Genomic DNA, 26,338 nt, shown 5'->3' with positions numbered 1-26,338 from the left:
CGTTTTTTTTTGCTTATTGGTTGCTTTAGGGCTTGATTAAAAGAGGTCCTGATGAGGCTGGAATGTTGAATTTGTCTCTCAGTGTTAAAACGGGTTGGTCAGCTTCTAGCCAGAAGTCTAAATCTTTAATTAGGTTCACATTGCATGCTAGACCCTTTTCATAGCCAGCCATCGCATCGTTTGGGTGAAAGGCTCCAGTTGAGGGTGGAATGATGTTTCCAACAGTGCTGAAAGCTTTCCCTAAGTGAAAATCTAGGATGACTTCTAGAAGTGATTCAAATCCAAATCCATCGTCAAAAAGCCCAGCTTGAAATGCCGCTACATTCATCTCGCCTTGCACATCTGTATTGAATCCTCCAAGGATGTGGCAGCAATCATGATTTAAGAGCAATTCAGATGTGCTTTTTTTCTCCCCGGGTAGTGCCCAATTCCTGTCTCGATACCAATGAAATAAAGTGTGGCCTAGGCTACCTTCTGGATAGGTCTCTAGTTGTTGATAGCGTTCGGAGACAGACCGATCTCCGATGGCTTGATGGAACATTGTGATGACACCTTTGATGACTTTCGGTGCTGAGTCGAGGCCTAAGAATTCGCTTAGACTTCTACGTCCGTAATCAATTAGAAGTCGCTTTAAGTGGTTGTCTCGAACTCGATGTAGATCTTTAATGGTTTGGGGGTGAATTTCTAAGTGATCTGCAAAATTATCTACAATCGCGACCATCCTGGGGTCGACCTTCATATCAACATAAGGGATAAGAATAAGAATTTGAAGGAGTTGCTCTCGTTTGTTTCTGTCGCATATTTTTGCTGATAGATCTTCAGGTTTGATCCCGTTTAGATGGTTCAGGTCGATGGACGACTTCAGAACAAAGTTCTGAATGGATTCCATCATTTCCATGGTGATGGGCTCAATATTTGCAATGCCTCCCATGGAGCCCACTTCTTGCATGGCTTGTAGGAACAGCTGTGCGTCTCCTGCGGGCCAGGACAGTTGGTGCTTCATTCCAGTCTTGATGGGCTGGGGTTTGAGTAGCACATTTCTTAAATCCTTAAGGTTTCGCTTCGCGCGGTGTGCGGTTTTTTTTTCGCACAGTGCATACGTTGAGACCAGTGAGTCTTGGCCGTCTACTCGTGAGTCTTAAATGCACTGCTTGCGCTTCTGGCCTTCCAGTGGCGTTGCTCGCCTCCTCTTTTCTTGTGGCGGCTCCAGCTCTGTCTCGATCTCAGCCCACCCATGTATCGATGGCTGTGCGTCAGCCCGTTGAGGGGCGTGTTGTCTTGGACTTGGGCCGAAGGCAAATCAGCGTTGTGCGACAGGGTCAGACCCTGGGCCCATGGCCGGTAGCGATTGGTGATCCCAAGACCCCCACGCCTTCTGGGATGTTCAAGGTCGAGAACATGATGATTAACCCTCAGTACCAGAGCACCAAGTCAGGAAAGGTGCATCCCAAACGCGGTCCTCAAAGCCCGTTGGGACATCGCTGGATTGGCTTCCTACGCAGTGGACCCAATCAATTTGGCATTCATGGCACTCCCTGGCCCCATTGGGTGAAAACCAGAGCGGCCGTATCCAATGGCTGTGTGCGCATGTTGAATGCGCATGTTCAACAGCTCTACGACCACGTGGAAGTGGGGATGGCTGTAGAAATTACGCGTTGAGCCCAGCGATCACTGGCTTCGCTCCTGTTCAAAGATCTCTTGAAGGATCTCGCCGGCTCCTTGATCCTTGAGCTTGTGGGCGAGGTCTCGTCCCACCGCTTCAGGGTCAGCTAGGGAGCCAGCTTGTTCGTCACGGATCAGCCGTTTGCCGTCGAGGCTGGCCACCATTCCCGTGAGCTGGATCGTGTCTCCCTTGATTTGAGTGTTGACGCCGATTGGCACTTGGCAGCCTCCCTCAAGAACTCTCAGGAATGCGCGTTCCGCTAAGCAACGGGCTGCGGTTGGTGCATGATTTAGCACTTGAATCAGCTCCATCACTTCGGGGCGATCGCAAACGCATTCAATCCCTAGAGCTCCTTGCCCCACCGCGTGAAGGGAGATGTTCCCTGGGATGCTTTGGTGAATTCGATCTCCGAAGCCGAGTCGGCTGAGTCCAGCTGCGGCCAGAATCAAACAGTCGTAATTGCCTGAGTCGAGCTTCTCGAGCCGTGTAATGACGTTTCCGCGAACGTCTTTGAACTGAAGATGCGGGTAGTGATAGCGCAGTTGGGCTAGGCGCCGTAGGGAGCTGGTTCCAACAATGGAACCCTCCGGCAGTGTCTCAAGTGTGTACTCAGCATTTTTGCTGTTCACCACTAAGGCATCTGCGGGGTCTTCCCGTTCGGTGATGCAACCCAGCATCAGCCCCTCGGGAAGATTTGTGGGGAGGTCTTTCAGGGAGTGAACGGCGATCTCGGCACGGCCCACCAGCATTTGAGCTTCTAGCTCTTTGGTGAATAAGCCTTTGTCTCCGATCTTTGCTAGGGCAACGTCGAGGATTTTGTCGCCTTGGGTCGCCATTGCTTCAACAGAGATGGCAAGACCAGGGTGGGCTTTTTCAAGTTCTGCTTTGACCCAATTGGTCTGAACCATGGCCAGCTGGCTGCGGCGTGAGGCGATGCGCAGGTGCTCGAGGGCCATGTTTGAGAGACTTCAGTCCGCAAGATTACGCAGACGTGCCCCCCGCTGTCACCTGCCTGTCTATGAAAATTGGCATGGGTCGCCGCCCTTGCTCGAACGCTCAGCTTTACAATTCATCACAAGTGAGCGATTGCGATGCCAGGGCCTGTGGTGAACGGTGTTCGGAAGGACGGCCTGCCTGTCACGGATCAGGCAGCGTCCATGAAGGAGGCCCTCCCTTTTTTGCCTCTCTTAAATGAGGGCACGATCAAATTGATTCTATTAAGTAGTGGCGGTGTCTTGATGGCGCGGCTTAGGAACACAACGGATCCAGATGGCGAAAGGGCGTATCAATTGATTCGTCCACTCAGCGTGATCAAAGCCAACCCCAATCAGCCTTGGGAGTTAGAGCCTTACTTAGAGGGCTTGACCTCACAAAAAAATATTGTGGTTTACAAGGCTGCGGTGGCATCCATTCTTGATCCTGATCCTCGGCTTCTTCAGGTTTATGCACGCAATACATCCCAAGAGTGTCCGCCTTCGGAGACGCCTGTTGAACGACTGAAGAGAGCTTTCCAGGAATTCACTGAATGCATTGAGGGGGAAGTGTAGGTCGATGCTTGCAAGAATGTCGTGATCAGTATTGGGTTTTGAGTCTTGAGTTAATCAGATTTATGCGCTTAGATTTGAGTGGTTTCTTCAGTGTTTTCTTTGAGGATTTTTTCTAAGTCTAGTTTTGCTTTTTCGGAAAGTAGCGTTTCGTAGCCAAACTCTTCCTCGATTGATTCGATTAGGTCGTCATCGTGTATGAGCTCTGGATGAATGTCGCGATACCAGGATAGAATTCTGTCTTCGATTTCAAAAATTGCATTAAAGAATGGTGTGATGCTGTTTTGCAAGCTATTTTGTTCAGCTTCGGTTAGGCCTCTGAATAGGTGGTCATGCGTCATGAATGCATGGGTCGCAAGTCTTGCTTGTTTGAGTGACTCCAGCGCCTCTAGGAAGTCGCGTGGTGCATGTCTGTGGTTGATACTCATTGGCTTTGTTGGTGGGTAAGGTTTTAGTTGATGTGTTTTGTTTGAAGGTTTGGTGTCAGTGTGAGTAGCTAATGGAGGTCATGCTTTGACGAGAGAAGTCTCTTCTGTATTCCGTTCCTGTCCCTTCTGGGCGTCCCTTTTCAGGCTCAGAATCAGTCATTCGATGCGTGCCCCAGCCAGCGGGGACCTCAGGAGTTTCATATCTTGATTCAGGATCTTGCAGGTAGCCTCGATGAATTCGAGGCCTTAAATGGGGGAAGGAGAGGAATATTAAAACAGATCTTACTTGTAAGATCCTGCTCAAGTATATCGATGGCTAATTCGCTTTACAGGTAATAAGTTGATCTGCAATGGAGCATTGAAAAACCCCCTGTTAAAGACAGGAGGTGGGAGAACTGCTGCCTCAAGCTTGGCTTTTTATTTGATGTATTCCTTGAGGACTCCATTCCTGTTGGGATGACGTAATTTACGAAGGGCTTTGGCTTCAATTTGACGAATCCGCTCACGGGTTACATCAAAGATTTGTCCAATTTCTTCCAATGTTTTCATGCGTCCATCGTCAAGGCCGTAGCGAAGGCGCAGGACATCTCGTTCGCGAGGGCTAAGGGTTGCAAGAACTCCTTCAAGGTCTTCGCGAAGAAGATTTTTAGCAACATCTTGCTCTGGATTTTCGATATCGGCTTCAATAAAGTCGCCTAGCCGTGAATCCTCTTCTTTGCCGATGGGTGTTTCGAGGGAAATTGGAAGCTGTGCACTCTTGGCGATAAAGCGCAATTTCTCGATGGTCATTTCCATCGACTCGGCGATTTCTTCCTCTGTTGGTTTGCGTCCAAATTCCTGACTGAGGACCTTGGTTGTTTTCTTGATCCTGGAAATAGTCTCGTAAAGGTGAACAGGTAGTCGGATGGTTCGCGATTGATCTGCGATGGCGCGAGTGATGGCTTGTCGGATCCACCAGGTGGCATAAGTTGAGAACTTATATCCTTTTTCATGGTCGAATTTTTCCGCGGCACGAATGAGGCCAAGGCTGCCTTCCTGAATGAGGTCCTGAAAGCTAAGGCCTCGGTTCATGTATTTCTTGGCAATCGACACCACGAGGCGCAAGTTCGATTGCACCATTTTTTCTTTGGCTCGTCGGCCAAGCATCAATCGTCTGCGGAAGCGAATCACTGGCATCTCAACCAGTGCTGCCCATTCCTTGGTGTCAGGAAGTTTGCCGTTATCGCTTTCAAACTGCGCTGCGAGTTCTTCGAGATGCAGTAGGTCCGCAATTTTGCGAGCCAATTCAATCTCTTCGTCCGGACGCAGTAAGCGAATGCGTCCGATTTCCTGAAGGTAAACGCGGATGGAATCTTCGGTGTAAACACCTTTGGGTCCTACCTTGATGCTCGCTAAAACCTTGGCTTTCGCTTCTGCTTTGGCTTTTGCTGCTGACGTCTCAGTGGCTTTTACTGCGGTGGCAGTCGTTGCAGCTGCAGCCAGTAGTTGATCTGCAGAGGCGTCCAGGTTCGCTGAAGTAGCGCTGACTTTGGCTTTGCTGCTGGCTTTGCTGGTTTTGGCTTTGCTGGTTTTAGCTTTGCTAGTGGGTTTACTTACCTTTGGTTTGGTGCTGGCCTTTGTTGCTGCCTTGGCTTTTGAGGCAGGCTTTGCTTTGGCCTTCACTTGCTTGGGCTGACCTTTCTCGTCGGCCAGCATCATGATTGAAGGCGCTTGTTTTGCTTTGGCCTTTGCCAACTTGGTCGCGGCAGGACTCATGGCGGTCAGTAACGAAGGAGAGAGCGGAATAGGAAGCGAATGTCATCAACAGTCAATGCAACCGTCCTGATGCGGGCGGATGCTTTTGAGGCGTCACCTTCCCTTCATAGAAACGGTGCGCAAAGAAAAACGCTGAGCGTTAAGCAAAATTGGGAGAGCTGGAGGGGTCCGATGCAGAACTGTCAAGGGCATTCTCAGACCGGTCGGCTTCATGGAATTCCATGGCTCGAGCTTCGGATCTTCCCTTTGGAAGGAACTCTGCTTGTTCCAACAACAGCCTTTGAAGCTGTCCAATATTTATCTTAAAAAAAACGTGTCATGAACGCAACCCCAATAGCCGATTTTTCGAAAAACCCCGTCCGCCCGCCACCAGTTCTAGTGGTGGTCGATGTTTGGGTTGAAGCGGGTCGGGATGGTCGCACCTTCACGTACTGCGATCAGAAGCAACTGAATGTTCGTTTAGGGGATCTTGTTCAGGTGTCCCTGCGCGGTCGCCGCATTCAGGGGTTGGTCACGGCCTGTCGAACACAACCTGAGGATGCAAGCCGCCCGCTCCAGCCTGTGGATGCGCTCCTGCAATCGGCTGCCGTTGGACAAGCCTGGAGATTGTGGCTTGAGGAGATGGCACAACGTTGTCATACCAGCCCGTTTCGAATGCTGAAAGCCGCTCTCCCTCCTGGCTGGTTGGGTCAGCGCGTTGTGACAACCGTGAAGGAACGCAAGCTTTGGTGGGTGTCCTTGCCTGACAGCACCCCCCATTTGGATGCTGATTTGCCAGCGCGACAGGCCTGCTTGGTGTCCAAGTTGCAGGAGTTCGGGGGGGGAGCGTGGCAGCGAGATCTCGTCGCTGCAGGTTTTCAATCAGGAATCGTGCAAGCCCTAGTGCGCCGAGAGCTTTTGGTTCGTGAGTTGCGTCTCGCCTCTGATGCGCAGCCAAGTCCGGTGTCGGTGAACTTGGTCGATGCGACTGAAGCTCCCAGAACTCTCAACAGCGAGCAGCGGGTTGCAATTGAAACCCTTCAAAAGCAACCCGAGGGTGGAGGTGTGTTGCTTTGGGGAATCACCGGTTCAGGGAAGACCGAGGTCTACCTCCAGCTCGCCGCTGATGAGTTGGCAGCAGGGCGACATGTTTTGTTGCTGACTCCCGAAATTGGTTTGATTCCCCAGCTGGTGGATCGCTGTCGGCGTCGATTTGGCTCTCGAGTGCTCGAATATCACAGTGGTTGCAAAGAAAGAGAACGGGTCCACACCTGGCGCAACAGCTTGGAGGCAGAAGAACCGCTCGTCATTGTGGGCACCCGTTCGGCCATTTTTCTGCCGCTCAGTCCCCTGGGTTTGATTGTCTTGGACGAGGAGCACGACAGCTCCTACAAGCAGGAGTCTCCGATGCCCTGCTATCACGCCCGGGACCTTGCGATGGCGAGAGTGCAAAGGGAGGGAGGTCGTGTCTTGCTGGGTAGTGCAACACCCTCACTTGAGACCTGGATTCAACTCGCTCCAGAGGGTCCGTTGGCTTTAGCTCGTCTTCAACAGCGCATCTCTCATCAGCCTTTGCCGCCGGTTCAGATCATCGACATGCGCCATGAGCTCGCCGATGGCCATCGGCGCTTGATCAGCAGGGCGCTGATGGATCGTTTGTCGAAACTTCCTGAACAGGGAGAACAGGCGGTTGTGCTAGTGCCCCGCCGTGGATACAGCACGTTTTTGAGCTGCCGAAGCTGTGGTGAGGTAATGCAGTGTCCGCATTGCGATGTGGCGTTGACCGTTCATGGAAAAAGCACCGGTCACCAGTGGCTGCGTTGCCACTGGTGTGATTACCGAGCCCCGGTGACGACGAACTGTGGGCATTGTGGCTCGTCAGCTTTTAAGCCCTTTGGTGCTGGCACTCAAAGGGTTTTGGAGCAACTGGAGTCTGAGTTGGAGGGTCTGCGATTGCTGCGCTTTGATCGCGATACCACCGGTGGACGCGACGGACATCGGCGTTTGTTGGAGCAATTTGCGGCGGGTGAAGCGGATGTCTTGGTGGGAACCCAAATGCTGGCGAAAGGGATGGACCTGCCAAGCGTCACGCTGGCCGCCGTGTTGGCAGCTGATGGCTTGTTGCACCGTCCCGATCTCCGGGCTGGGGAGCAGGCGCTTCAGTTGTTATTGCAACTCGCAGGCAGGGCTGGCCGTGGAGAGCGTCCCGGGCAAGTCCTTGTTCAGACCTATAGCCCCGATCATCCGGTGATTTTGCACTTGGTCGATGGTCGTTACGAGCGTTTTTTGGAGGAGGAAGCTCGGGAGCGACGCGAAGCCGGATTGGTGCCCTATGCCAGGGCTTGTGTCTTGCGGCTGTCTGGGACGTCCGCATCCACAACGGCAACTGCTGCTGCCGTTGTGGCGGAACAACTTCGGCCCGGTTGCAAGGATGCTGGTTGGCAGCTCATCGGTCCAGCTCCAGCTCCGGTGGCAAGGGTTGCTGGACGCAGTCGCTGGCAGCTCTTGATGCATGGTCCACAAGCTTCGGCCTTGCCTTTGCCCTCTGGCAGCTCCCTTTGGGATGGCTTGCCCAGTGGGGTGTCACTGGCTGTTGATCCAGACCCGCTACAGCTCTGAATTCAGGACGGTAATTCCGGGTAACCGAAACCCATCATCAGCCGAAGCCGTTGCAAGCTGGCAGTCAAAATCAGCAGCGCCACGATCGCGAGACTGCCTACTCCAAGGCGGCTCCAGCGCCATTGACTCCACTGCAACCGGTTCTGCACGCCAATCGTGAGCGGCCAGATGAGCTCTCCCTTGGCGTTTTTGCTTGCGATTGCAGGGCTGCTTTGCAGATCGTGCAAGCTCGCTTGGTTCCCAAGACGCACCACAATTTGCAGCTCATTCAGGCTCTCCAGAGCTCTTAAATCCAGTTCCAACAGCAGCTCTTGCTTGAGACCCACGAGCCAGTTGCGCTCTTCCAGTTTGAGGGTGGGTGCTGGTAGTACAAGGCCGGCTGTTCGTCCTGCTGCTTCGACCGTTTGGCTCAGCAGTGCAGCGGCGTCCTCACTGTTTTGGGTTGGTGCTTTGACCTCAAGATGACCGTGTCCTGAGTTGCGAACCTTCCAAGGCAGATGCATCGCTCTCAACTCTCGGCTGAACGCGTCCTGCCAAGGAAGTTTCAAGCCACTGCGACTGTCGATTGTCCAAGCCATCTCCACCCTGTCTGGTCCTGGGAGGCTGAGATCTGCAGTGATGCGTACGCAGCCGCTCAACAAGAGCATGAGCCCAACCAGCACGGTGATGACAAGTAATGCGAAGCCAGCTGCCGGGGCTCGAGTTGGACCGGTAGGAGGTGATGGTGGTGGTGGTGGCAGTTTGCGGCGATTGAATAGCTTGGGTCGTTGGCCAACCCGCGGATCCATCTCCAATGTTGGCAATTGCATTGACCAGCGCGCAGGCCTTTCCAGGCTTGGCGCCTCAAGAACATCCAGCAACTGCCGTGCCCGTGTTCTTAGCTCTGGATCTTTGCATCGTGTGAGGCGTCGGCAGGTGCTCAGGGCCTTGCTCTCATCCCCCTTCCCCATCCAGGCTGTGACCAACAGCATGTGGATCTCAGCTCCTTGACTGTCACTGATCGTGTTGGCTTCTGCGAGCGGCTCCAACAGTGCGATGCACTGGCCGTAATCGCCACGCTCGAGAGCGGCTTCCGCGGCTACCAGTGCATTGGTCATCGATTAACCGCGGCCCAAAACCATCGTTCCGATGCCTGCATCGGTGAAGACTTCAAGGAGAAGAGCGTGGGGGACACGACCATCCACGATGTGGGCTGCAGCAACCCCTTGAGCCAGAGCACGAATGCAGCATTCTGTTTTGGGCGTCATTCCACCGGCAACAACGCCATCGTGGATCAATTGCCGTGCCTCCGACAGCCTGAGCTGTCGGATCAGGGAGTCGGGATTGTCGCGATCGCGAAGGATTCCTTGGGTGTCAGTCAACAAAATCAATTTCTCTGCCTCGAGTGCCGCAGCAAGCTCTCCAGCAACCGTGTCGGCATTGATGTTGTGAGATTCCCCATCCGGGTTGGCAGCCACGCTTGAAATCACCGGAACGTATCCCCGTGCCAGAAGTGGTTCCAACACATCGGGATTCACCCGAGCCACGTCGCCGACCAAGCCATGGTTGCCATCCCCCCATTGACGAGCCTCCACCAGTCGGCCGTCGCTACCGCTGAGGCCTACAGCGCTTGCTCCAAGACGGTTGAGTCCGTTGACGATCTGTTTGTTCACTCGGCCAACAAGAACCATCTCCACCACGTCCATCGTGTCGGAATCGGTGACCCGCAAACCGCCACGAAATTCGGAGGGAATGTCGAGTCGCTTCAGCCAGGTGTTGATCTCTGGGCCACCCCCATGAACCACCACCGGCTGCACTCCCACACTGGCAAGTAGGGCGATGTCGCGGAATACGGCATCACGCAACTCTGCGTGGACCATGGCCGCGCCGCCGTACTTGACCACGATGCGCCGACCAGCGAAGCGTTGGATGTAAGGAAGGGCCTCGCTCAGGACGGAGACCCGTAGGGAATCATCCATGCTGCAGCTGCTCAGGGCTCTCCATGCTCGCCTCTCGTGGCCTCATTCTTGGGGAGCAGGGTCAAATCGAGTTGATCGTTTTCCAGTGGAATAATTTCCGCTTCCATACCTTTCGAAAAAAAACGACCCAAGCGCTCGCGGCGTTCTTGCCAACGCTCGAGCCCCACTGCTTCACAGGCAAAGCGCATCCTCAGACCATATCCCGCTTCATTACTCATCTCTTCAATTTCCAGCAGCTGAGACGGCTTGTCTTCATCCCAGAGTTTCAACGCTTCGAGTGAGCTCTCTAAGTGAGCTTTCTGCCCATAGCGCCAGCGTGTGACATCGTTCAGCAACTTGACCAGTTCGGGAGATGCCGTCTCGCGTTCTTCGCGAAATTGCCTTTTGGGAGTCACCCGGCGTGCTGGGGGAAGTTCCGAGGATTTGAGGGCAAGACCCCCGAGAAGAATGGGAATTCCGTAAAAAATGGTGGGCAGGCTGAGATTGGCATTGCCAGCTCCGTAGGCCAGAGCACCAACCACGGTGAGGACACCGCCAGCGATGGTGATCAGACTTCCGGGCGAAATGAGTTCGTTCATTGAGGCCCGTGCATTGCAGCCATTGTGACCAAGAGGACTGCAGGATGGGTGGAGGAGTCCAACAATCATGAATCCCTCGTCCCAACAGGCTGTTGAAACCAGAGAGCTTATTGCTCAGCTGGAGACGGATCGCGCTTGGTTGCTCGAACAAATTGATCGCGGCCGCTGGCCAGCTTTGAGACTGGATCTAGCGGCCCTCGAGCGAGAGCTGGGTCAGCTGCTCTTGCGTGCTTCAGAGCAATTGTCTGACAAAAATCAGTAAAAACCCTGCTCCTTGCTGGCGTTAAAAGGGAATGTCGTCGGTCTCGGGAACAAGGGGAGAGGTGTTCCATTGAGCCGCTGAATCCTGTCCAGCCGCCGCGGGCTTGGTCGGTGATTCGGAAGACTGGGGCGTCTGAGCTGGTACGGGTCGAGCTGGCGCTTTGCGAGCAGCGGCAGGGGGCTGGCCCGGGCTGGATCCCGCTGCACCCACTGAATGCAGCCTGGAGAGGGTGAACTCAGCTCTCTTCTCTTTGGTGCCGTCTTGACGGGGAACTGTGTTCATGCGCAGTCGGCCCTCAATCACGAGCCGCTGCCCGACTTGCACGCGATTTTGAAGGTCCTGGGCGAGGTTGCCCCATCCGACGACCTTCAATTGCCCCTTAGGGTCATCGGGTCGGAGGGCATCGAAGGACACGTCCATCTCAGCAATGGGCGTTTGATTGTCTTGGGTGTATCGCAGGGTGGGAGCTTGAAGGACATCCACCTCGAGCACGCAGTGGTTCATTCTCAGCTGTCACAGTGATCGCCATCCTGATGCACCGACAGACGAATCGCCAGGGGACTGTTTGGTTGCTGGCAGGTACGGGTGATGGCCCCCCTTTGGCTGCGGCTTTGATCTCCCAGGGCTGGCAGGTTCACGTCAGCGTTGTCAGTGACATGGCTGCCCATCCTTATCGGGGAATGGCTGTGGAAGCGATACACGTCGGTGCTCTGGGAGGTTCGCAGGCAATTTCGCAATGGCTGCAGAGGATTCCTGTGGATTGGGTTGTGGATGCCACGCACCCGTTTGCGCTAAGGATTAGTACTCAGTTGCACCAGTCTTGTCAGGGCTCTGGCCAGCAACTGGTGCGGTTCGAACGCCTGAGGGAGGCGTCGGGCAAGGCCGTTGTGCTCGGCTCCATCGCTGACCTTGCCAATCAGCCCTTAGCAGGACAACGACTTCTTCTGGCCCTCGGTGCCCGCCAGTTGGTTGAGGCCGCGAAGGTCGCTCGACAAGCAGGGGCCATCGTTTTTGCAAGGGTTCTGCCGTCGCCGATGTCTCTGGTCCAGGCAGCAGCAGCGGGTGTTTCACAGGAACAACTCGCAGTGGTACGACCCCTTCAGGGTTCCGAGCCAGGAGCACTGGAAGCTGCACTTTGCAGGCGCTGGGGCATTACGGACGTGCTTTGTAGGCAGTCGGGGGGAGCGACTGAGTCGCTCTGGGAGAATCTTTCGATGGAGATGGGGCTTGGGTTATGGCTTCTGCGCCGACCAGTTCCCATGGCTGACGTTCCTGTTGTGCATAGCTTGGACCAGCTTCTGGTGCACCTGAATGGCACAACACCCTGATGCTTTGTGGTTGGTCTTGACGACGGAGGCTGATCAAGAGAGAGCTGATTCACTTGCTCAGACGCTGATCAGCCGTGAGCTTGCCGCATGCGTGAGCCTTCAGGCGATTCAGTCTTGCTACCGCTGGAAAGGCGTGGTTGAAGAGGCCAAGGAAGTGCAGCTTTTGATCAAGACCACTGCAACGGGATTGAACGCGTTGCTTGGAGCTATTGAGGCACTCCACAGCTACGACACCCCCGAGATTCTTCATTGGCAGGCTCAGTCATCGCACGCCTATGGCGCTTGGGCCGCGGCGTCTATCAATCCAGATGCTTAGCAATGAGGTCTGGCAATGAAACCTTGGAACGAGGTCCTAATTGGGTCACAACCTGTCCGGCGCAGATTGACCCCATTTTCCCGCAGACATCCAAGGGAAGGTCTTGGGTGTAGCCATGCAGGAAGCCACCCGCATAGAGATCTCCTGCTCCAGTGGTATCGACGAGATCGCCGAGCTTGTAGGAGGGGATTTCCCACCTCTGATCACCGCAAAGAACGACAGACCCTTGGGCACTGCGGGTCAGGACGGCCACGCTGCAGCGACCTTTCACTTGCTCAAGCGCGCTCTCGAAATCTGCTGCTCCGTAGAGCGATTTGATCTCATCCTCATTGGCGAACAGCACGTCAACATGTCCATCGACAAGCTCGAGAAAGCTGTCACGGTGACGGTCAACGCAGAAGCCGTCAGAGAGGGAGAGGGCGACTTGTCCGCCGCTTGCTCTGCAGGCTTCAGCCGCTGTGATGAAGGCTTTTTTTGCTTCTGGACTATCCCAGAGGTAGCCCTCGAGATACAGGATTTTGGTGTCGCGAACCATCGAGAGGTCGAGATCATCAGGGTCCAGTTGAGTCGAGGCACCGAGGTAGGTGCACATCGTGCGTTCGGCATCCGAAGTGACGAGAATGAGGCAACGGGCCGTGCTCGCACCGGTCACGGCTGCCGGTGTCTCGAAACGGGTTCCTACGGCGCGGATGTCGTGGGTAAAGATGGTTCCGAGTTGGTCGTCACGCACACGACCGATGAAACCAGCCTTGCTTCCGAGCTGAGCGAGTCCGGCCAGTGTGTTGGCGGCTGAACCTCCAGAGGTTTCGAGACCTGCACCGCTCGCCTCGTAAAGGATTTTGGCTTGTTCTTCGTCAACGAGGGCCATGCTGCCCTTGGTGAGGTTGTGATCGGTTAGAAACTGGTCCTCGGTTTGAACCAAGACATCGACGATGGCATTACCGATGCCCACCACGTCGAGAGAACTGGTAGTGCTGAACCGGGGAGTGGAGGACATCTCTGCTGTCGTTAATACAGCGGAAGTATGGCTGTTCGTTGGATCGCGGCTGTGAAGCGCCGACGCGAGCGCGCTCAGGCGCTGAGGAGCGCGCGCTTCGGGCCATGGATCGGATCCTCCACCACGATTGTTTGGTCTCGACTGGCCCCGAGGGAAACAATCGCAATCGGAACGTCCATTAAGTCAGCGAGGAAGCGCAGATAGTCCATCGCCGGAGCAGGAAGGTCTTCGAGTCGACGGCATTCAGCTGTGGAACATTGCCAACCTGGGAGGGTCTCAAAGATTGGTTTGCAGCGAGCGAAATCTTCGGAGCTACTGGGGAAGTAATCGATGCGTTCGCCATTGAGCTCGTAGGCAACGGACACTTTGATCTCATCCATTTCGTCCAGGACATCGAGCTTGGTGATTGCAAGGCAATCCAGTCCATTGACTTGAACGGCGTAGCGCCCAATGACGCCATCAAACCAGCCACAGCGGCGACGGCGCCCCGTGGTCGTTCCAAATTCCCCGCCTCGATCACACAGCTGGTCGTTCAAACTTCCTGAAAGCTCTGTAGGGAAGGGACCTTCCCCAACCCGAGTGGTGTAGGCCTTGGCGACCCCAATCACTCTGTCGATCAGGGTTGGGCCCACACCTGCCCCAATGCAGGCACCTCCTGACACCGGGTTGGAGGAGGTCACGTAGGGATAGGTGCCGTGATCGAGATCCAGCAGAGTTCCTTGAGCTCCCTCAAACAAAATGTTCTTGCGGTCGCTTGCGGCTTCATGAATGGCGCGGGTGCAATCCACCACATGAGGGGCTAAGCGTTTTCCATAAGCCAGATATTCACGGATGATCTCTTCAGCATCCAGTGGCTTTTCGCCATAGATGGTTTCAAGTAATTGATTTTTCTCGCTCAGCGGCCCTTCCAGCCGATCCCGAAGTCGAGCTTCGTCGAGGAGGTCTAAGACGCGAATGCCACTGCGTTGAGACTTATCGGCATACGTGGGGCCGATGCCGCGACCGGTGGTGCCGATTTTGCGTTCACCGCGTTGCTTTTCCATCGCCAGATCCAAGAGGCGGTGGTAGGGCATCGTGACGTGTGCCGTTGATGCCAGCTGCAAGCCTGAAATGTCGATCCCGTTGGAGATCAGCATGTCGAGTTCCCCAAGCATCACCTTGGGATCAATCACGGTTCCGGAGCCGATCAGGCAAGTGGTGTCTGGGTAGAGGATTCCAGAAGGGATTAGGTGAAGTTTGAGAACTCGACCATCCACCACGATGGTGTGGCCGGCGTTAACGCCTCCCTGATAACGCACCACGACATCAGCGGAGCGACTCAGAAGATCGGTGATCTTTCCTTTTCCCTCGTCGCCCCATTGAGCACCGATGACGACAACGTTGGCCAAAGAATCGGCGGCCCGAAGCCGCATTTCTGCACAATCCAGCAGTTTCGCAGAAAGTGCTGCCTCAGGTCAAAGTGCTGTTCAATTTTGTGATTAAGTGCCGCGAACTGCTGCTTTCTCGGCCTTGCTCAGCTCCTTGTCAATTCTGGCTTTTAGAGCTTCGGGAACGGGACGGTTGGTGTAGTTGTTGTAGTGACCAGCTAAAGAGTTGAGTGCGGTTTGCATCGTTGTGAACGAACTCAAGCCGTTCACCTTGGGACGGGCTCTGTAACGCGAAACATATTTGGTGATTAAGTCGCGTGCCTCTCCTTCCGCCTCTTGGTGATTAGCCGCGTCCTGGGGCAACGCCAAAGTGTCGTGAATGGCATGGGCAACAGCCACGGTGTCTTGGACGTAGTCCCCGGTCAGCGTGGACGACTCGTTTCCGCAGGCCGTCACGAGCAAAGAAAGCCCAAGGCAAAGGGCCAGGCTCACATTGATTAGACGGCTGGTAAGGCGTTTCAGTACGGCGATCATGTCGGAGGGACTTTTGTGGACTTTACGCGGGTCAGAGTTGGACGCGAAGCTCGGTTGGAATGGCTTCGAGAAGGGACGAGACTGCTTCGGCTCGGCTTAAAACGTTGGCATCTCGCTCTGACCGTTGCACCAGTTCCACATTTCCTTCTGCAGCAGAGCGACCAACGACAACTCTCCAAGGGATGCCAATGAGATCAGCATCCTTGAATTTCACCCCAGCCCGCTCGCCACGATCGTCCAATAGGGCATCGATCCCCGAGTCCCGGAGTTCGTTGTAGATCGCCTCACCGAGGTCCATTTGGACCTCGTCTTGAACATTGGCCACCACCACGATCACCTGAAACGGAGCAATGCTGAGCGGCCAGATCATTCCGGCGTCATCGTGATGTTGCTCAACGGCGGCCTGGGCCAGCCGTGAGATCCCGATGCCGTAACACCCCATCCAGAGGTGTTCTTGTTTTCCTTCTTTGGTGGTGATTTGCGCCCCCATTGATTGGGAGTACTTGCGACCGAGTTGAAAAATATGCCCCACCTCGATTCCCCGTCGTTCTTCGAGGCTCTGTTCTGGGCTATGGACACAGTGATCCCCTGCCTTGGCATTGCGGAGATCCAGCGCAGGCATGCTTCCGAGATCAGACCAGCTGCACCCCCAGCGATGCTCATCGCTGGTGTTGGCTCCGCAGACAAAACGCTCCAGCTCCGCAGCTGTTGTGTCGGCGAGTTTGAAGAACCGAGTGTTCCAGCTGCGCGCTCCGGTGAGGACGTCATCAGGGAGGTCAGGACCGATTGAGCCAAACGGGAGAGGCTTCAGTCCTTGTGATTTCAGTTGATCGGCGTTGATCGGGCTGAGATCGAGAACGGGGCTGTCGAGTTGTTGCGTCAGTGCATTAACAAGCTTGACCTCGTTGAGTTCTTGATCTCCGCGTAGACAGACAAGAACCGGCTGTTCATCGCCAGATTCGAGCTTGGCAAGCAGTAGCAGAACTTTCACGATCTGGCTGGGATCAAGCGATTGGGCGGAGCAGAGCTGCTCAATCGTGATCTGTTTTGGAGTGGAAATAACCTGTGGCTCTCCGCTTGGTAAGGCCTGAGCAGGGGGTGCGATTGAGACGGCTTTCTCTTGATTTGCTGCGTAATCACCATCAGGGCTGATGAGGATTAAATCTTCTCCAGCATCTGCCGTCACCATGAACTCTTGGGATGCGGCGCCGCCGATGGCTCCACTGTCGGCATCCACTCCGACAGCCGTCAGACCGCAACGTTGGAACACCCGGGTGTAGGCCCTTTCCATCTCCGCATACATGCTGGCCAGGTCGCCTTCATCCGCATGGAAGGAATAGGCATCCTTCATGATGAATTCTCGGCCTCGCATCAAGCCAAAGCGCGGGCGAATCTCGTCCCTGAATTTGCTCTGAATTTGGTAAAGAGTGACGGGGAGCTGGCGATAGGACTTCAGTAGGTCACTGGCTAATTCCGTGATCACTTCCTCATGGGTAGGGCCTAAGCCAAGGGAGCGCTCTTGGCGATCCTCAAGGTGGAACATGATCCCCTCGCCTGCGGTGTATCCCTGCCAACGGCCACTTTTTTCCCACAATTCGGCGGGTTGAAGTTGAGGTAACAATGTTTCAAGTGCCCCAACTTGATTCATCTCATCCCTGACGATTCTCATCACCCTTTGAAGGACCCTCCACATCAGTGGGAGATAGGCATAGATTCCTGATCCAACGCGTCGGATATATCCGCCACGAATCAGCAATTGTTGCGAGGCGATTTCGGCGTCAGCGGGAACATCCCGCAGCGTCACCAGCATCAGGCGGGAGACGCGCATAGCAATTCTGAGTTGAGTGAGATTGGAAGCTACCACCGCTGCATAAAAAGGTCGCTTTAGGAAGTGTCCCGATCGCCTGGAACCTCTCTGGCATCCTGAATTTCAGCTGCTACTGTCGGCCCAATCCAGCGCGTCCTAAATCAGTCTCATGTTTCCTAGGTCGATCGATGGTCCTGTCTCTGCTGCCGACGATTCTTCAATATCTGGAGCAGATGTTGATGTGGTGATGGCTCAATCAGATGCATTAGTGGCTATCGATGATGTTCAGAAATCATTGAACCGATCTAGAGCATCCGTTTATCGCTACACGAATACTGACACTCGCAATTTAAATCCTCCTTTTAACCCCAAGAAGTTAAATCCTGAATATCGAAGCGATCAAAAAGATCCTCTTCTGTTTCATCCGAATGAAGTGGCGCGTTTTGCCAAGGATGTGTTGAGGATTAAGGAGGTCACCGTTGAAGTTCTCAACTCTCCCTCGACCGCGACTCAGCAAGTTCTCGCTGCCATCCTCGAGGAGTTGCGCCAGATTCGAACTCACCTTGAAGACCTTCCCGCAGCACCCTCTGACCTTGCTGCCCGTCGTGATCGACAAGAGCGTCCAGCCGCTTAGAGCTGAGATGGTGCGACAATTATCTCTAGCCTTTCCATAACGCCTTTCCGGAGCTTTTCATGCCATCAGGTATGGCTTGCACAGGGACAACCCCCCCTACCGGATGTCCTTAATCCTGTCTGCATGGACCCCGAGCCTGCCCCCGAACCTTCTCAGCAACCCTCGTTTCAAGTTGCTGCACCAACACTTGCCTTGTTCGGGTTCATCCTTGCTTTCACGAGCCTTGGAATTCCGTTGGCTGCTGTGCTGACCGATCGCCCTCCAATGGGTTCTTTGACACCACTCACTGCGCAAGATCGCCATGGATCTGAGGTCCCTGCCTCCTTCGCCCTCTCCGGGGCTACTCAACCTGATCGTTGAAATTCCAGCGGGTAGTTGCAATAAATATGAGTTTTCAGAAGATGTTGGAGTGATGGCACTGGACCGTGTGCTCCACCCTTCGATTCGATATCCCTTTGACTACGGATTTGTTCCCAATACCCTTGCCGAGGATGGGTCCCCTCTCGATGCCATGGTGATCATGGCGGAACCCACTTTTGCGGGATGTTTAATCAAAGCCAGGCCGATCGGGGTGCTGGACATGAATGACACGGGTCATTACGACGGCAAAATCCTTTGCGTTCCCGTCGCTGACCCTCGGCAGGCCGGGATTCAGAGCATCCAACAAATTGCACCCAGCCAGCTTGAGGATGTGGCTGAGTTTTTCCGTACTTACAAAAATATGGACGGTCGCGTCATTTCGATCGGAGGTTGGCGTGATTCGGATGCCGTCGCTCCCCTGGTGGAGTCATGCATTCGAGCGGCTGAAGGGTAAGCCCCCAGGGTGCTGAATCCAGCTTTTCTCGGCAAGATCTGAGATTGAGGCGCTATTCGGGCTTTCTTCTTGTAAGTTGGTTCGCGCCTAGATGTGAACGACCCGTGCCCACCATCCGTTTTGAGCAGGAAGGCCAACAGGTCGGTTGCATCGAAGGAGCGAATTTGCGCAAAGCAGCCCTTTCCTCCGGGATTAATCCTTACAAGGGTCTGAACAACCTCAACAACTGTGGTGGGGTTGGCCAGTGCGGAACTTGTGTGATCGAGGTCCTCGAAGGAGCCCAGAACCTCTCACCCCGTAGCGACGTTGAGGAGGTCTATCTCGCTGACCGCCCTGCGAACTATCGCTTGAGCTGCCGCACCAGCGTGATAGGCGATGTAACGATTCGGACGCGCCCTGACGAAGGCGTTGGCAAGGGTTCAAACAGCCTGCTTGGAGCTGTGAAGAACTTGTTTGGGCGTTGAGCTTGGCTCCAACCATCAAGGTTTACAGCTACTCCAGATGTTCAACGTGTCGTAAGGCCTTGGCTTGGCTGGATGCCAATAACTTGGCCTATGAGGTCTTTGACATCACGATTGCTCCTCCTTCAAAAGAGGAGCTTTCACTTGCCTTTGATCGGTTAGTTCGTCGTCAACTTCTCTTCAACACCAGTGGCCAGAGCTATCGAGCTCTTGGAGCAGCGGTTGTAAAAGCGATGAGTGACGATGAAGCCCTGGCTGCATTGGCAGCAGATGGGCGTTTGATCAAACGCCCTTTTGTTGCCTTGCCCAGTGGCGACTTTTTGGTGGGATTCAAGCTTGAGGAGTGGAATCAGGCTCTTTTGGGTTGAAATTAATCCCATCGAGCTCGGTGATCAGTTCGTCCACTCCACCCTGGGTGTGTAGTTGGAACATGCTGGTGCGTTTAAATTCTTCGAGAAACGCCACCAAGAGTTCTTGGCTACGTTCCAGCACGACGCCTTGTTCGAGCGTTCGAGCGAGCTCCTCCCAGAAACGATCGAGCGTTTGAATCCCAAGATCTTCGAGAACTTGATCTTTCTGGCCAAGTTGGTCGCCCGCACTCTTTGAAAGACCGAGTAGCGAATCCACCATTCCGATGGCGAGCTGACGGCTCAATTCGGATTCCGCTTTTTGCACTCCAGGTAGCTCCCTGAGCGGTGCCGGCAAGACCAGAGCATCCAGATTGCGCTGAAGGGCGTGGCCGAATAGCGCCACAAGTTGTGGCCGCATCCCTGGACCCACTTGGGTGAGGATCAGGGGGAGCCATAGGCGCACCAGCTCTGCGAGTTCACGCTCTTCGCTGTTATCAACAGATTGATGACTACAAAGCCGGAGAATCCTGTCGGGAAGATTCGGCGAGCGCACGATGCCTTGCATGGCATCCAGAACCCGCAGTGTGATCACTTCAAATAATTCGAGTGCCAGGACCGCTACAACGCCGCGACTGACCGCTGCTCGAAGGGGCTCAAGATTCAAAAGTTGAGCGCGTGATAGCCGCTCTGTAACTGGAACGACTCGCAACAGACGCCAAAATGGAATTAAGAGGGGTAGGTCAATCCAACGCCTGAGTAAGGCATCTCTCCAGGTAATCGCCCGAAACCGTCGTTTCAGTCGGAGTGTCCGGATCAGGATGTCCAAAAGGAACAGTGTTTGAAAAGGAATGTCGATCCGCCAGGAGAGGTCGATGGGCATTCCGTTTTCATCAATCCCGCGCGCGTAATTGGTCTCCGCTAGCGGAAGGATTTTGGTGTTCCAAAATTGGCGCTCTTGTCCCCAGTCATGCTGACTCAAGTAGCGATCGCTGAGGAGATAGGCCGCAGCTTGCTTGGCTGAATCCATCCCAGCTCTTGCTCTAAGACGGTTTTTGAGCTTTTCGAATGCACCTACATTCCCAGAACTGATGAATGGGTTTTCATCCATTAATTGGCTATTTCTGACAACCATCTCAAGCCGCATTTGTCGAGCGGCTTGACTGTTGATGCCCAATTTTGAGGCGGTGGTTTCGAGTCTGCGGAAATGCTCGACATAGGACATCGTGTCTCGATGAACTTCGATGCCCTTCAGCGGGTCATAAACGGGTGTGATGTCGGGCAGCCACGGCAGTGGCAAGGCCAAGTTGATCGAGGGGAGGGGGTAGAGCGTTCTTTGCAGCCAGAAATTTCGCAGCGGGATGTAGGTGACATCGAAAATCACCCAGATCAGATTGAGCGCTGCAATCAGGGCTAAGACCTGATCCCAGCGATTCCAGAACAATTGGATGGTGCGGGGTTTCACGCCCTGCCAGCGGGGTCGGACCATGGATCACCGTGCCTGTTTTTAGGCTAGAAGCGCAGGCTGATCGCGCCTATCGTGATCTTGAGGATTGAAGCAAGGTGCCTGTTGGCAGATAAGCAACGCAACAGTCGTTCTGACGATGACCGGCCCAACAGCAGCGAGCCTCCCCGGGAGCCCAACCAGGCTCTGAAAAAGGACCGGGGTTCTGGACATCCGCTCTGGGATTTTTGGGGCCCGTTGTTTTTCACGATGGCTCTCTATTTCGGGATTCGTCACTATTTGGCCGAGGCACGCTTCATTCCCTCAGGCTCGATGCTTCCTGGCTTGCAGATCCAGGATCGCCTGCTTGTCGAGAAACTCACCTATCGCGGCCGCAAACCTCGGCGGGGAGACATTGTTGTGTTCAACTCTCCCTATGCCTTCGATCCTGCACTGCGTTCAACAACGTCACCCCCACCTTTCCAATGCGTTCTCGCGAATATCCCTTTGATTGGGTTGATTCCTGGCGTCAGCCATCCGGCCTGTGATGCCTACATCAAACGCGTTGTGGCTGTGGCAGGTGATCAGGTCGTCGTGAACCCTCGAGGAGAGGTGAAAGTGAATGGTGTTGATCTCGACGAACCCTATGTGACCAATTATTGCCCTCTGGACAAGCGGGGGATGAGTCTTTGCCGCACTCTGAACGCCACGGTCCCGAAGGGACGCGTACTCGTTCTTGGTGATAACCGCAGTAACAGCTGGGATGGTCGCTATTGGCCGGGAGGGGCCTTCCTGCCTGAAGATCAGATTATTGGTCGAGCGGTCTGGCGTTTCTGGCCATTCAACCGATTTGGTTCGTTGGGATCTTGAGTCCACAACTCACCACTTGCCCCCGAATCGGAACGCCGATCCAAGGTTGATTGGCCGCTTTGGGGGCGTAGGGGGCATCACGGGTTTGATTCCAGATTTGGTCAGGATCAAAGAGCAACCAGCGGTTGCTTCCGATGCTGAGTCGTTCTTCGTCCTGTCCAAGCAACCGTGCCGGGCCAAAACTGAGCGCTTGCCAGAGCTGGTTCACGCTCCACCCCAAATCGACCACGAGGCGTTGCCAGAGCGTTGGCAGCACCAAGTGGTGCCCGGATAGGCCTTTAGGGCGTTGATCGGGAGGCAACAGACACTCCTCATCGTCGAGTGGAATGCCATGGACCGCAACGGCGTTGATCGTTCCTTCTCCTAAGGCCTGGATTAAGGCTTGGCGATCGGCTTGTCCACCAATGGACGGTGTGACAAACCAATGGGTGTTTTCTGCTGTTTGGTTGGAACGATCCTGCACCAGGTGCCACCAGCTCACAGTGGCCAGTGGTGGTGACGTGGTGTGGCTCAGCATCTCTACGCCATCAGCGGTAGAGAGATTCATGAGCACAAGCTTGCGAGTGCTGTGCCGTCGCTGCAGCTCCAGGAGTTGCCCCATCGGGAGTGTTTCGCTGATGGTTGGATCGGCAGGCCATCCGGCGCGAAGTGTTTCGACGCCCTCCCGGATCATTCCGTTGCCGCGCAGGCTGGGGTCATTGGGTGCAATCAGCACAGGAGCCCCAGCCATCTCCCCAAGCAGTAAGGCGCGGTCGATGAGGTTGACAGATGGGATCTGTTGCCCAGCACTGAGACCGATGGCACCTGCGTCAAGAAGATCGGCGTGACTGCTGAGGCGTTCTCCTTCACCGCGATGGCTGAAGCTTCCCCATAAATGAACTTTGAGATCGCAACCCCTCGGTTGGAAACCCTTTAAGCGTTCTGGACTGTCGCGCTCCGATTCACCGTTTGGCAGCAGTGCTAGTTGTCCATAGCCGGCTCGCCCTGCTGAGTGAATGAGCGTTTCGAGCGTCTCTCCCCCGCCTGTGAAGGGACTGGGAAGGCTTGAATGGGGGTCGACGAGACACGGGGCCAGCAGTTGGTGGGCACGGCTCTGGCCTGCAACACCCTGCTCAGCAGCTCTCTCTCTCGCTTCGTCCCCAAGGGCGATGAGGCGATCATCCTCAAAGAGAGCAGCACTGGCTACTTGGAGCGGCTGATCGCTGGAGACTAGAACCTGTACCGGATCGAGCAGCATCGTCTCAGTCATCGGTTCACAGTGCTCCCGCTGCTGTTCGATCCAGAACCCCACCCAGGTGGGATGTGAGATTCAGGCAACTCACAACAGCAGGTTGGCTGGGATCTTCGGGCATGTCGATCACCGTGACGCCACCGTTGCCTTGTTTCACAGACCAAATGTCTTTGGGCGCAAGCCCTAAGAGGTGGCAAAGGATTGTTTTATTGACCGCATCATGCGCCACAACTAAGGCTGTCTCGGAGGGATTCAGGCCATCAGCGATGGTGTTCCAACAGTCCACGGAGCGTTCCCATACGTCTTGAATGGTTTCTCCTTCGGGCATTTGTACGGTTTCGGGAGCGTCTTTCCAGGCTTGAAGTAACTCTTCCCAGCCCTCTCGAATTTCTGACTCCAGTTTTCCCTCCCAAAGCCCGTGGCCGATTTCCATTAGGCCATCAGTCACGGTGAGCGGGACCCCTGAGTGCGATTTCAAAATCCCCTCAGCGGTTTCTCTTGGGCGAGACATCGAGCTGCTGAAGGCACGATCCAGAGTCACACCTTCGAGGAAGGAGCGCGCAGCCTCTGCTTGGGCATGGCCATTGCTATTGAGAGGAATATCAATCTGTCCTTGGAAACGTCCCTGCCGGTTCCAATCTGTTTCACCGTGCCGGACAAGGATCAGACGCGCCTTGGAGCCTTTGGCTGGCAGCGAAGGTTCTAAGTGGGCAATGTTGTTTAAGCATTCGATCTGAACTTGGTAACCATTCGGCCCTGAGGAGAGGTTGAACACCGACAACGATGCGTTGTCCAGGCGCAGCCGCCTGAAGCCGCCTTGGGGCTCGCCAAGCAACACCAGGATTAAGCAGCGGAGAATGGCGTTGTGACCTACCACCAGCACGGTGTCGTCGCTGGTCGCCGGATGCCGATCCATGAGGCCTTTCAAGAACTCCCTGGCCTGACCCATCAACTCGGTAACCGGTTGATATGGCGTGCCGTCAGCGCGAGTGAGTTCTAGGGCTTCAGGTCGTTGACGCCAGGTGGTGTAGCCCTCGGGATCCTTGATCGCCCGTTCATCGGCGGTCAGTCCGCTCCAGGGCTCAAGATCAATCTCCAGCAGTCCGTCATCCAGGACGGGGGATAGACCGTCTTGCCGCACGCTCAGAATTCCGGCTGTGGTGGCGGCAGCACGTTGAAGAGGTGAGCTGTAGGCCGCATCAATCGGCACGTCGGCCAAGGCCATGCCTAGGCGACGCGCTTGGTCTTCGCCAGTCGTAGTGAGTATTGAAAGATCATTACGCCCCTGGATGCGGCGCTCAACGTTGAAGCTGCTCAGGCCGTGGCGGACCAGGAGGAGACGCAGTGACACCGCAACAAGGGGGAAAGGCGCGGTCATCGTATGGGCGCATGGTCGAATTACACGCCGAAATGGTCAAAATCGGTTGTTGGCAGCCCTTCGCCGGAGAGAATTGGTTGCAGTCGCCCATCGTCTGTTGACCAGCCCGCTGAACGGACGTTCAAACGCAGTGCCCAAGTGGAAAGTCCTTTTGGCTGTCGTTTCGATGGTGCTGGCTTGCAGCGTTTGGTTCCTCGGCTTGATGGATAGCCTCGGGCGACCCTCCGTGGCTCCCGCGTTGTCTTTGGAGCAGCAAGAGCTGGCGTTGTTGGCCGACCCGGCGTTGACGCCAACGCTCAAACCTCTGCTTGTTGGCCAAGATCCAGCTAAGAGCTTGCTTGAAACACTCAGAGAGACCCCTCTTGACAGCCTCAGTGATCGCCAAACGCTCTTATATGCATCGTTAGAAAACGACCCAGGGCGTCGCAAGACCCTTCTGGAGACTCCACTCCAGCTCCCAAACCTTCGGACGCTTCAGGAGACCCTGGCCACCGAGCCCCTTCCCCGCGAACTCTCCTCTGAGGATCAAGACCTGTTAACTGAGAACAGTCCTGATCCCTTAACCCGGCGTCTGGTCTGTGAAGCACTGGGAGGGTCCCAGGCTGCTTGTGTGGAAAGCTCAGCTGCCAAGGCCGCGGCCCGACGTCTTGTTCTCAGTGAGCTCATGCCGCTCGGAGCGTTGTTGTTGGGATCTCTTCTGCTGGTTCGGCAGCTTTGGTTGCTTTTTCGCCGAAAGCAGTCCGCCTGGCCTGAGCTGCAATCCGCTCCCCTTGGCTTGGTTGACATGGTGCTGCTGATCGCTGGCGGTTTTGTGGTGCTGGGTGAGGTGTTGGTCCCCCTTCTTGTAACGCCTCTCTCAGCCTTGGTGGCTCGGAGCATTGCGGCGCCGCTCAGCCAGTCGGTGGTTGTGCTGATTGGCTATTGCGCTTTAGCGACGCCACCGCTGCTCATTCTCAAAAGTCAGCTGGATGGTCTGGATCAACGTTTGATGCCTGTAGGCGGTTGGCTGCAGTGGCGGGTTCGCCCCTGGTGGTCAGCTCTGTTTCAGGGAGGTCGCGCCTGGTTGATGGTGATGCCACCTGTGGTGTTGACCGGTTGGCTGATGAGTCACGTCATCGGCGATCAGGGAGGCAGTAATCCATTGCTGGAAATGGTGCTGAATGGCAGAGATCCGTTGGCCTTGATCTTGCTTGCCATTACAGCGGTTGTGTTAGCCCCACTGTTCGAAGAAACCGTATTCCGTGGGGTGTTGTTGCCGGTTTTAGGGCGTTCGTTCGGGCGGGGTTTGAGCGTGTTTGGTAGCGCCCTCGTGTTTGCGGTTGCTCACCTCAGCATTGGTGAATTACTTCCTTTATTGGTTCTTGGTTTGGGGTTGGCATTGCTGCGTTTGAGCAGTGGTCGTCTTCTTCCTTGTGTGGTGATGCATGCTCTCTGGAATGGTGTCACCTTCCTGAATCTTGTCTTGCTCGGAACTTGAGCCAATTTCCCTGATGGTGTAAGACATTTCAGCCTTGCGGGAGGACCATACGGGTGGTTCACTGGCGCATCAACCTATTCGCTCAAAGTGGTCGCGGTTCCCCAAACTCAACCTGCTCCACAGGAACACGCATCAGCCACTGGTGCCTTCGAGCTCATCCAGGGCTCACTATCCGCTAAGCGTGTTGCACGCCGCTCTCCCCTGCTTGCTGGCCTTCATCGTGCGGCTGATGGCAGTTTGATTGGTGTTTTCACAGCCGTGCTGGCTCTCAGTGGCCTCACTCTTCACTGGCAATACCGCTGGACGGTCGCTTTTGAACGCTTGGAGGACACACGAGGAGTGGGCCATCGACTGACGGAGTCCACAGCCATGTTGGAGCGTTATCTCCTCGATCGAACCCAGGCGCCAAAGTCGATGGTTCCGACGACCGCAGAAAAATTGTTATATCTCGAACGTCCCACTGAGGCTGAATCCGGCGCATCCCATGATCACTTGGCTTTCATTGGCTCCTTGATGGATCGTTCAATTCATCACGGGTATTAAAAAG

General features: G+C 55.0%; 28 protein-coding genes. 13 read left to right on the top strand and 15 right to left on the bottom strand.

The features are described from left to right. Positions 1-25 precede the first annotated feature (25 nt). Entirely contained in the window at positions 26-1,003 is a 978-nt protein-coding gene (locus SIC18_RS12450; RefSeq protein ID WP_048346945.1) for a hypothetical protein, read from the bottom strand. Positions 1,004-1,131: 128 nt separating this feature from the next. On the opposite strand from SIC18_RS12450, the gene SIC18_RS12445 reads away from it, so the two are divergent. Then, complete coding sequence (locus SIC18_RS12445; protein WP_413430562.1) at positions 1,132-1,659, top strand: L,D-transpeptidase; 528 nt, start codon at positions 1,132-1,134, stop codon at positions 1,657-1,659. A 9-nt stretch (positions 1,660-1,668) separates the two neighbouring features. On the opposite strand, the gene hemC is transcribed toward SIC18_RS12445, so the two are convergent. Beyond that, complete coding sequence (gene hemC, locus SIC18_RS12440) at positions 1,669-2,619, bottom strand: hydroxymethylbilane synthase (protein WP_048346944.1); 951 nt, start codon at positions 2,617-2,619, stop codon at positions 1,669-1,671. A 135-nt stretch (positions 2,620-2,754) separates the two neighbouring features. Between hemC and SIC18_RS12435 the strand changes: the two genes are divergently transcribed. Further along, entirely contained in the window at positions 2,755-3,210 is a 456-nt protein-coding gene (locus tag SIC18_RS12435; RefSeq protein WP_413429790.1) for a DUF6561 domain-containing protein, read from the top strand. Positions 3,211-3,278: 68 nt separating this feature from the next. On the opposite strand, the gene SIC18_RS12430 is transcribed toward SIC18_RS12435, so the two are convergent. After that, complete coding sequence (locus SIC18_RS12430) at positions 3,279-3,635, bottom strand: hypothetical protein (RefSeq protein ID WP_413429789.1); 357 nt, start codon at positions 3,633-3,635, stop codon at positions 3,279-3,281. Positions 3,636-4,052: 417 nt separating this feature from the next. After that, positions 4,053-5,390, bottom strand: a complete 1,338-nt coding sequence (rpoD, locus tag SIC18_RS12425) for an RNA polymerase sigma factor RpoD (RefSeq protein WP_048346940.1) — start codon at positions 5,388-5,390, stop codon at positions 4,053-4,055. Positions 5,391-5,708: 318 nt separating this feature from the next. On the opposite strand from rpoD, the gene priA reads away from it, so the two are divergent. After that, a complete protein-coding gene (gene priA / locus SIC18_RS12420) occupies positions 5,709-7,988 on the top strand; it encodes a primosomal protein N' (protein ID WP_413429788.1) in 2,280 nt (759 codons plus the stop codon). A gap of 2 nt (positions 7,989-7,990) precedes the next feature. Here the strand turns inward: priA and SIC18_RS12415 are convergent, their stop codons facing one another. From SIC18_RS12415 to SIC18_RS12405, 3 genes are read right to left on the bottom strand one after another with little or no spacing between them, the layout of a single operon-like run. Then, positions 7,991-9,085 carry a DUF3153 domain-containing protein gene (locus tag SIC18_RS12415; protein ID WP_413429787.1) on the bottom strand — a complete coding sequence of 365 codons (1,095 nt, stop codon included), beginning with the start codon at positions 9,083-9,085 and terminating at the stop codon, positions 7,991-7,993. Positions 9,086-9,088: 3 nt separating this feature from the next. Continuing rightward, positions 9,089-9,946, bottom strand: a complete 858-nt coding sequence (argB, locus tag SIC18_RS12410) for an acetylglutamate kinase (RefSeq protein ID WP_048346937.1) — start codon at positions 9,944-9,946, stop codon at positions 9,089-9,091. A gap of 11 nt (positions 9,947-9,957) precedes the next feature. Next, complete coding sequence (locus SIC18_RS12405; protein ID WP_048348260.1) at positions 9,958-10,524, bottom strand: DUF2854 domain-containing protein; 567 nt, start codon at positions 10,522-10,524, stop codon at positions 9,958-9,960. Between the two features lie 67 nt (positions 10,525-10,591). Between SIC18_RS12405 and SIC18_RS12400 the strand changes: the two genes are divergently transcribed. Continuing rightward, positions 10,592-10,786: a hypothetical protein gene (locus tag SIC18_RS12400; RefSeq protein ID WP_048346936.1), complete on the top strand. Its 195-nt coding sequence runs from the start codon at positions 10,592-10,594 to the stop codon at positions 10,784-10,786. Positions 10,787-10,807: 21 nt separating this feature from the next. Here the strand turns inward: SIC18_RS12400 and SIC18_RS12395 are convergent, their stop codons facing one another. Then, on the bottom strand, positions 10,808-11,290 hold the full coding sequence (locus SIC18_RS12395; RefSeq protein ID WP_250394894.1) for a single-stranded DNA-binding protein: 483 nt from the start codon (positions 11,288-11,290) through the stop codon (positions 10,808-10,810). 29 nt (positions 11,291-11,319) lie between these two features. Here SIC18_RS12395 and cobK point away from each other — a divergent pair, with 29 nt between their 5' ends. Together cobK and cutA are read left to right on the top strand one after the other, a co-directional pair. Continuing rightward, the gene (gene cobK / locus SIC18_RS12390) at positions 11,320-12,114 is read left to right on the top strand and encodes a precorrin-6A reductase (protein WP_413429786.1); all 795 of its coding nucleotides are present in this window, start codon (positions 11,320-11,322) and stop codon (positions 12,112-12,114) included. Next, entirely contained in the window at positions 12,098-12,430 is a 333-nt protein-coding gene (cutA, locus tag SIC18_RS12385; protein ID WP_048346934.1) for a divalent-cation tolerance protein CutA, read from the top strand. The genes cobK and cutA overlap by 17 nt, the downstream gene beginning before the upstream one ends. Here the strand turns inward: cutA and SIC18_RS12380 are convergent. The 4 genes from SIC18_RS12380 to SIC18_RS12365 all read right to left on the bottom strand — a co-directional run bounded on the left by SIC18_RS12380 (position 12,414) and on the right by SIC18_RS12365 (position 17,156). Next, on the bottom strand, positions 12,414-13,427 hold the full coding sequence (locus SIC18_RS12380) for an adenosine kinase (protein ID WP_048346933.1): 1,014 nt from the start codon (positions 13,425-13,427) through the stop codon (positions 12,414-12,416). The genes cutA and SIC18_RS12380 overlap by 17 nt on opposite strands. Before the next feature lie 74 nt (positions 13,428-13,501). After that, positions 13,502-14,839: an adenylosuccinate synthase gene (locus SIC18_RS12375; protein WP_245407095.1), complete on the bottom strand. Its 1,338-nt coding sequence runs from the start codon at positions 14,837-14,839 to the stop codon at positions 13,502-13,504. Between the two features lie 66 nt (positions 14,840-14,905). Further along, positions 14,906-15,328: a photosystem II protein Psb27 gene (gene psb27 / locus SIC18_RS12370; RefSeq protein ID WP_048346932.1), complete on the bottom strand. Its 423-nt coding sequence runs from the start codon at positions 15,326-15,328 to the stop codon at positions 14,906-14,908. A 31-nt stretch (positions 15,329-15,359) separates the two neighbouring features. Further along, positions 15,360-17,156: a proline--tRNA ligase gene (locus SIC18_RS12365; protein WP_413429785.1), complete on the bottom strand. Its 1,797-nt coding sequence runs from the start codon at positions 17,154-17,156 to the stop codon at positions 15,360-15,362. Positions 17,157-17,304: 148 nt separating this feature from the next. Here SIC18_RS12365 and SIC18_RS12360 point away from each other — a divergent pair, with 148 nt between their 5' ends. The 4 genes from SIC18_RS12360 (at position 17,305) to SIC18_RS12345 (ending at position 19,412) form a co-directional block, all read left to right on the top strand. Then, positions 17,305-17,769, top strand: a complete 465-nt coding sequence (locus tag SIC18_RS12360; protein ID WP_048346930.1) for a hypothetical protein — start codon at positions 17,305-17,307, stop codon at positions 17,767-17,769. A 301-nt stretch (positions 17,770-18,070) separates the two neighbouring features. Continuing rightward, positions 18,071-18,583 carry an inorganic diphosphatase gene (locus SIC18_RS12355; protein ID WP_048346929.1) on the top strand — a complete coding sequence of 171 codons (513 nt, stop codon included), beginning with the start codon at positions 18,071-18,073 and terminating at the stop codon, positions 18,581-18,583. 104 nt (positions 18,584-18,687) lie between these two features. After that, the gene (locus SIC18_RS12350; RefSeq protein ID WP_048346928.1) at positions 18,688-19,047 is read left to right on the top strand and encodes a 2Fe-2S iron-sulfur cluster-binding protein; all 360 of its coding nucleotides are present in this window, start codon (positions 18,688-18,690) and stop codon (positions 19,045-19,047) included. A gap of 2 nt (positions 19,048-19,049) precedes the next feature. Further along, a complete protein-coding gene (locus tag SIC18_RS12345; protein ID WP_413429784.1) occupies positions 19,050-19,412 on the top strand; it encodes a Spx/MgsR family RNA polymerase-binding regulatory protein in 363 nt (120 codons plus the stop codon). Here SIC18_RS12345 and SIC18_RS12340 read toward each other — a convergent pair. Then, a complete protein-coding gene (locus tag SIC18_RS12340) occupies positions 19,375-20,880 on the bottom strand; it encodes a hypothetical protein (RefSeq protein ID WP_048346926.1) in 1,506 nt (501 codons plus the stop codon). The two genes, SIC18_RS12345 and SIC18_RS12340, sit on opposite strands and share 38 nt — an antisense overlap. Before the next feature lie 51 nt (positions 20,881-20,931). On the opposite strand from SIC18_RS12340, the gene lepB reads away from it, so the two are divergent. After that, a complete protein-coding gene (gene lepB / locus SIC18_RS12335) occupies positions 20,932-21,705 on the top strand; it encodes a signal peptidase I (RefSeq protein WP_413429783.1) in 774 nt (257 codons plus the stop codon). On the opposite strand, the gene SIC18_RS12330 is transcribed toward lepB, so the two are convergent. After that, complete coding sequence (locus SIC18_RS12330) at positions 21,677-22,954, bottom strand: dihydroorotase (protein ID WP_413429782.1); 1,278 nt, start codon at positions 22,952-22,954, stop codon at positions 21,677-21,679. The two genes, lepB and SIC18_RS12330, sit on opposite strands and share 29 nt — an antisense overlap. Positions 22,955-22,958: 4 nt before the next feature. Then, positions 22,959-24,287, bottom strand: a complete 1,329-nt coding sequence (locus SIC18_RS12325; RefSeq protein ID WP_245407367.1) for a histidine phosphatase family protein — start codon at positions 24,285-24,287, stop codon at positions 22,959-22,961. A gap of 124 nt (positions 24,288-24,411) precedes the next feature. On the opposite strand from SIC18_RS12325, the gene SIC18_RS12320 reads away from it, so the two are divergent. Then, positions 24,412-25,791 carry a CPBP family intramembrane glutamic endopeptidase gene (locus SIC18_RS12320; RefSeq protein WP_084764242.1) on the top strand — a complete coding sequence of 460 codons (1,380 nt, stop codon included), beginning with the start codon at positions 24,412-24,414 and terminating at the stop codon, positions 25,789-25,791. A gap of 87 nt (positions 25,792-25,878) precedes the next feature. Further along, positions 25,879-26,334, top strand: a complete 456-nt coding sequence (locus tag SIC18_RS12315; RefSeq protein WP_413429781.1) for a hypothetical protein — start codon at positions 25,879-25,881, stop codon at positions 26,332-26,334. Positions 26,335-26,338: the final 4 nt, after the last annotated feature.

The sequence above is a fragment of the Synechococcus sp. Cu2B8-bc1011 genome (assembly GCF_047302735.1).
Taxonomy (GTDB): domain Bacteria; phylum Cyanobacteriota; class Cyanobacteriia; order PCC-6307; family Cyanobiaceae; genus Synechococcus_C.
This window is presented reverse-complemented; position numbering and strand designations above follow the sequence as displayed.

Excerpts from the sequence above, each read along its gene's own strand:
- SIC18_RS12340 (WP_048346926.1), bottom strand. The coding sequence starts at position 20,880 with ATGGTCCGACCCCGCTGGCAGGGCGTGAAACCCCGCACCATCCAATTG.
- SIC18_RS12400 (WP_048346936.1), top strand. The coding sequence starts at position 10,592 with ATGAATCCCTCGTCCCAACAGGCTGTTGAAACCAGAGAGCTTATTGCT.
- psb27 (WP_048346932.1), bottom strand. The coding sequence starts at position 15,328 with ATGATCGCCGTACTGAAACGCCTTACCAGCCGTCTAATCAATGTGAGC.
- SIC18_RS12355 (WP_048346929.1), top strand. The coding sequence starts at position 18,071 with ATGGATCTGAGGTCCCTGCCTCCTTCGCCCTCTCCGGGGCTACTCAAC.
- SIC18_RS12380 (WP_048346933.1), bottom strand. The coding sequence starts at position 13,427 with ATGTCCTCCACTCCCCGGTTCAGCACTACCAGTTCTCTCGACGTGGTG.
- SIC18_RS12395 (WP_250394894.1), bottom strand. The coding sequence starts at position 11,290 with ATGAACCACTGCGTGCTCGAGGTGGATGTCCTTCAAGCTCCCACCCTG.
- SIC18_RS12450 (WP_048346945.1), bottom strand. The coding sequence starts at position 1,003 with ATGAAGCACCAACTGTCCTGGCCCGCAGGAGACGCACAGCTGTTCCTA.
- SIC18_RS12375 (WP_245407095.1), bottom strand. The coding sequence starts at position 14,839 with ATGCGGCTTCGGGCCGCCGATTCTTTGGCCAACGTTGTCGTCATCGGT.
- priA (WP_413429788.1), top strand. The coding sequence starts at position 5,709 with ATGAACGCAACCCCAATAGCCGATTTTTCGAAAAACCCCGTCCGCCCG.
- rpoD (WP_048346940.1), bottom strand. The coding sequence starts at position 5,390 with ATGAGTCCTGCCGCGACCAAGTTGGCAAAGGCCAAAGCAAAACAAGCG.
- SIC18_RS12435 (WP_413429790.1), top strand. The coding sequence starts at position 2,755 with ATGCCAGGGCCTGTGGTGAACGGTGTTCGGAAGGACGGCCTGCCTGTC.
- cobK (WP_413429786.1), top strand. The coding sequence starts at position 11,320 with ATGCACCGACAGACGAATCGCCAGGGGACTGTTTGGTTGCTGGCAGGT.
- SIC18_RS12330 (WP_413429782.1), bottom strand. The coding sequence starts at position 22,954 with ATGACTGAGACGATGCTGCTCGATCCGGTACAGGTTCTAGTCTCCAGC.
- SIC18_RS12365 (WP_413429785.1), bottom strand. The coding sequence starts at position 17,156 with ATGCGCGTCTCCCGCCTGATGCTGGTGACGCTGCGGGATGTTCCCGCT.
- SIC18_RS12430 (WP_413429789.1), bottom strand. The coding sequence starts at position 3,635 with ATGAGTATCAACCACAGACATGCACCACGCGACTTCCTAGAGGCGCTG.
- SIC18_RS12415 (WP_413429787.1), bottom strand. The coding sequence starts at position 9,085 with ATGACCAATGCACTGGTAGCCGCGGAAGCCGCTCTCGAGCGTGGCGAT.
- cutA (WP_048346934.1), top strand. The coding sequence starts at position 12,098 with ATGGCACAACACCCTGATGCTTTGTGGTTGGTCTTGACGACGGAGGCT.
- argB (WP_048346937.1), bottom strand. The coding sequence starts at position 9,946 with ATGGATGATTCCCTACGGGTCTCCGTCCTGAGCGAGGCCCTTCCTTAC.
- SIC18_RS12360 (WP_048346930.1), top strand. The coding sequence starts at position 17,305 with ATGTTTCCTAGGTCGATCGATGGTCCTGTCTCTGCTGCCGACGATTCT.
- SIC18_RS12405 (WP_048348260.1), bottom strand. The coding sequence starts at position 10,524 with ATGAACGAACTCATTTCGCCCGGAAGTCTGATCACCATCGCTGGCGGT.
- hemC (WP_048346944.1), bottom strand. The coding sequence starts at position 2,619 with ATGGCCCTCGAGCACCTGCGCATCGCCTCACGCCGCAGCCAGCTGGCC.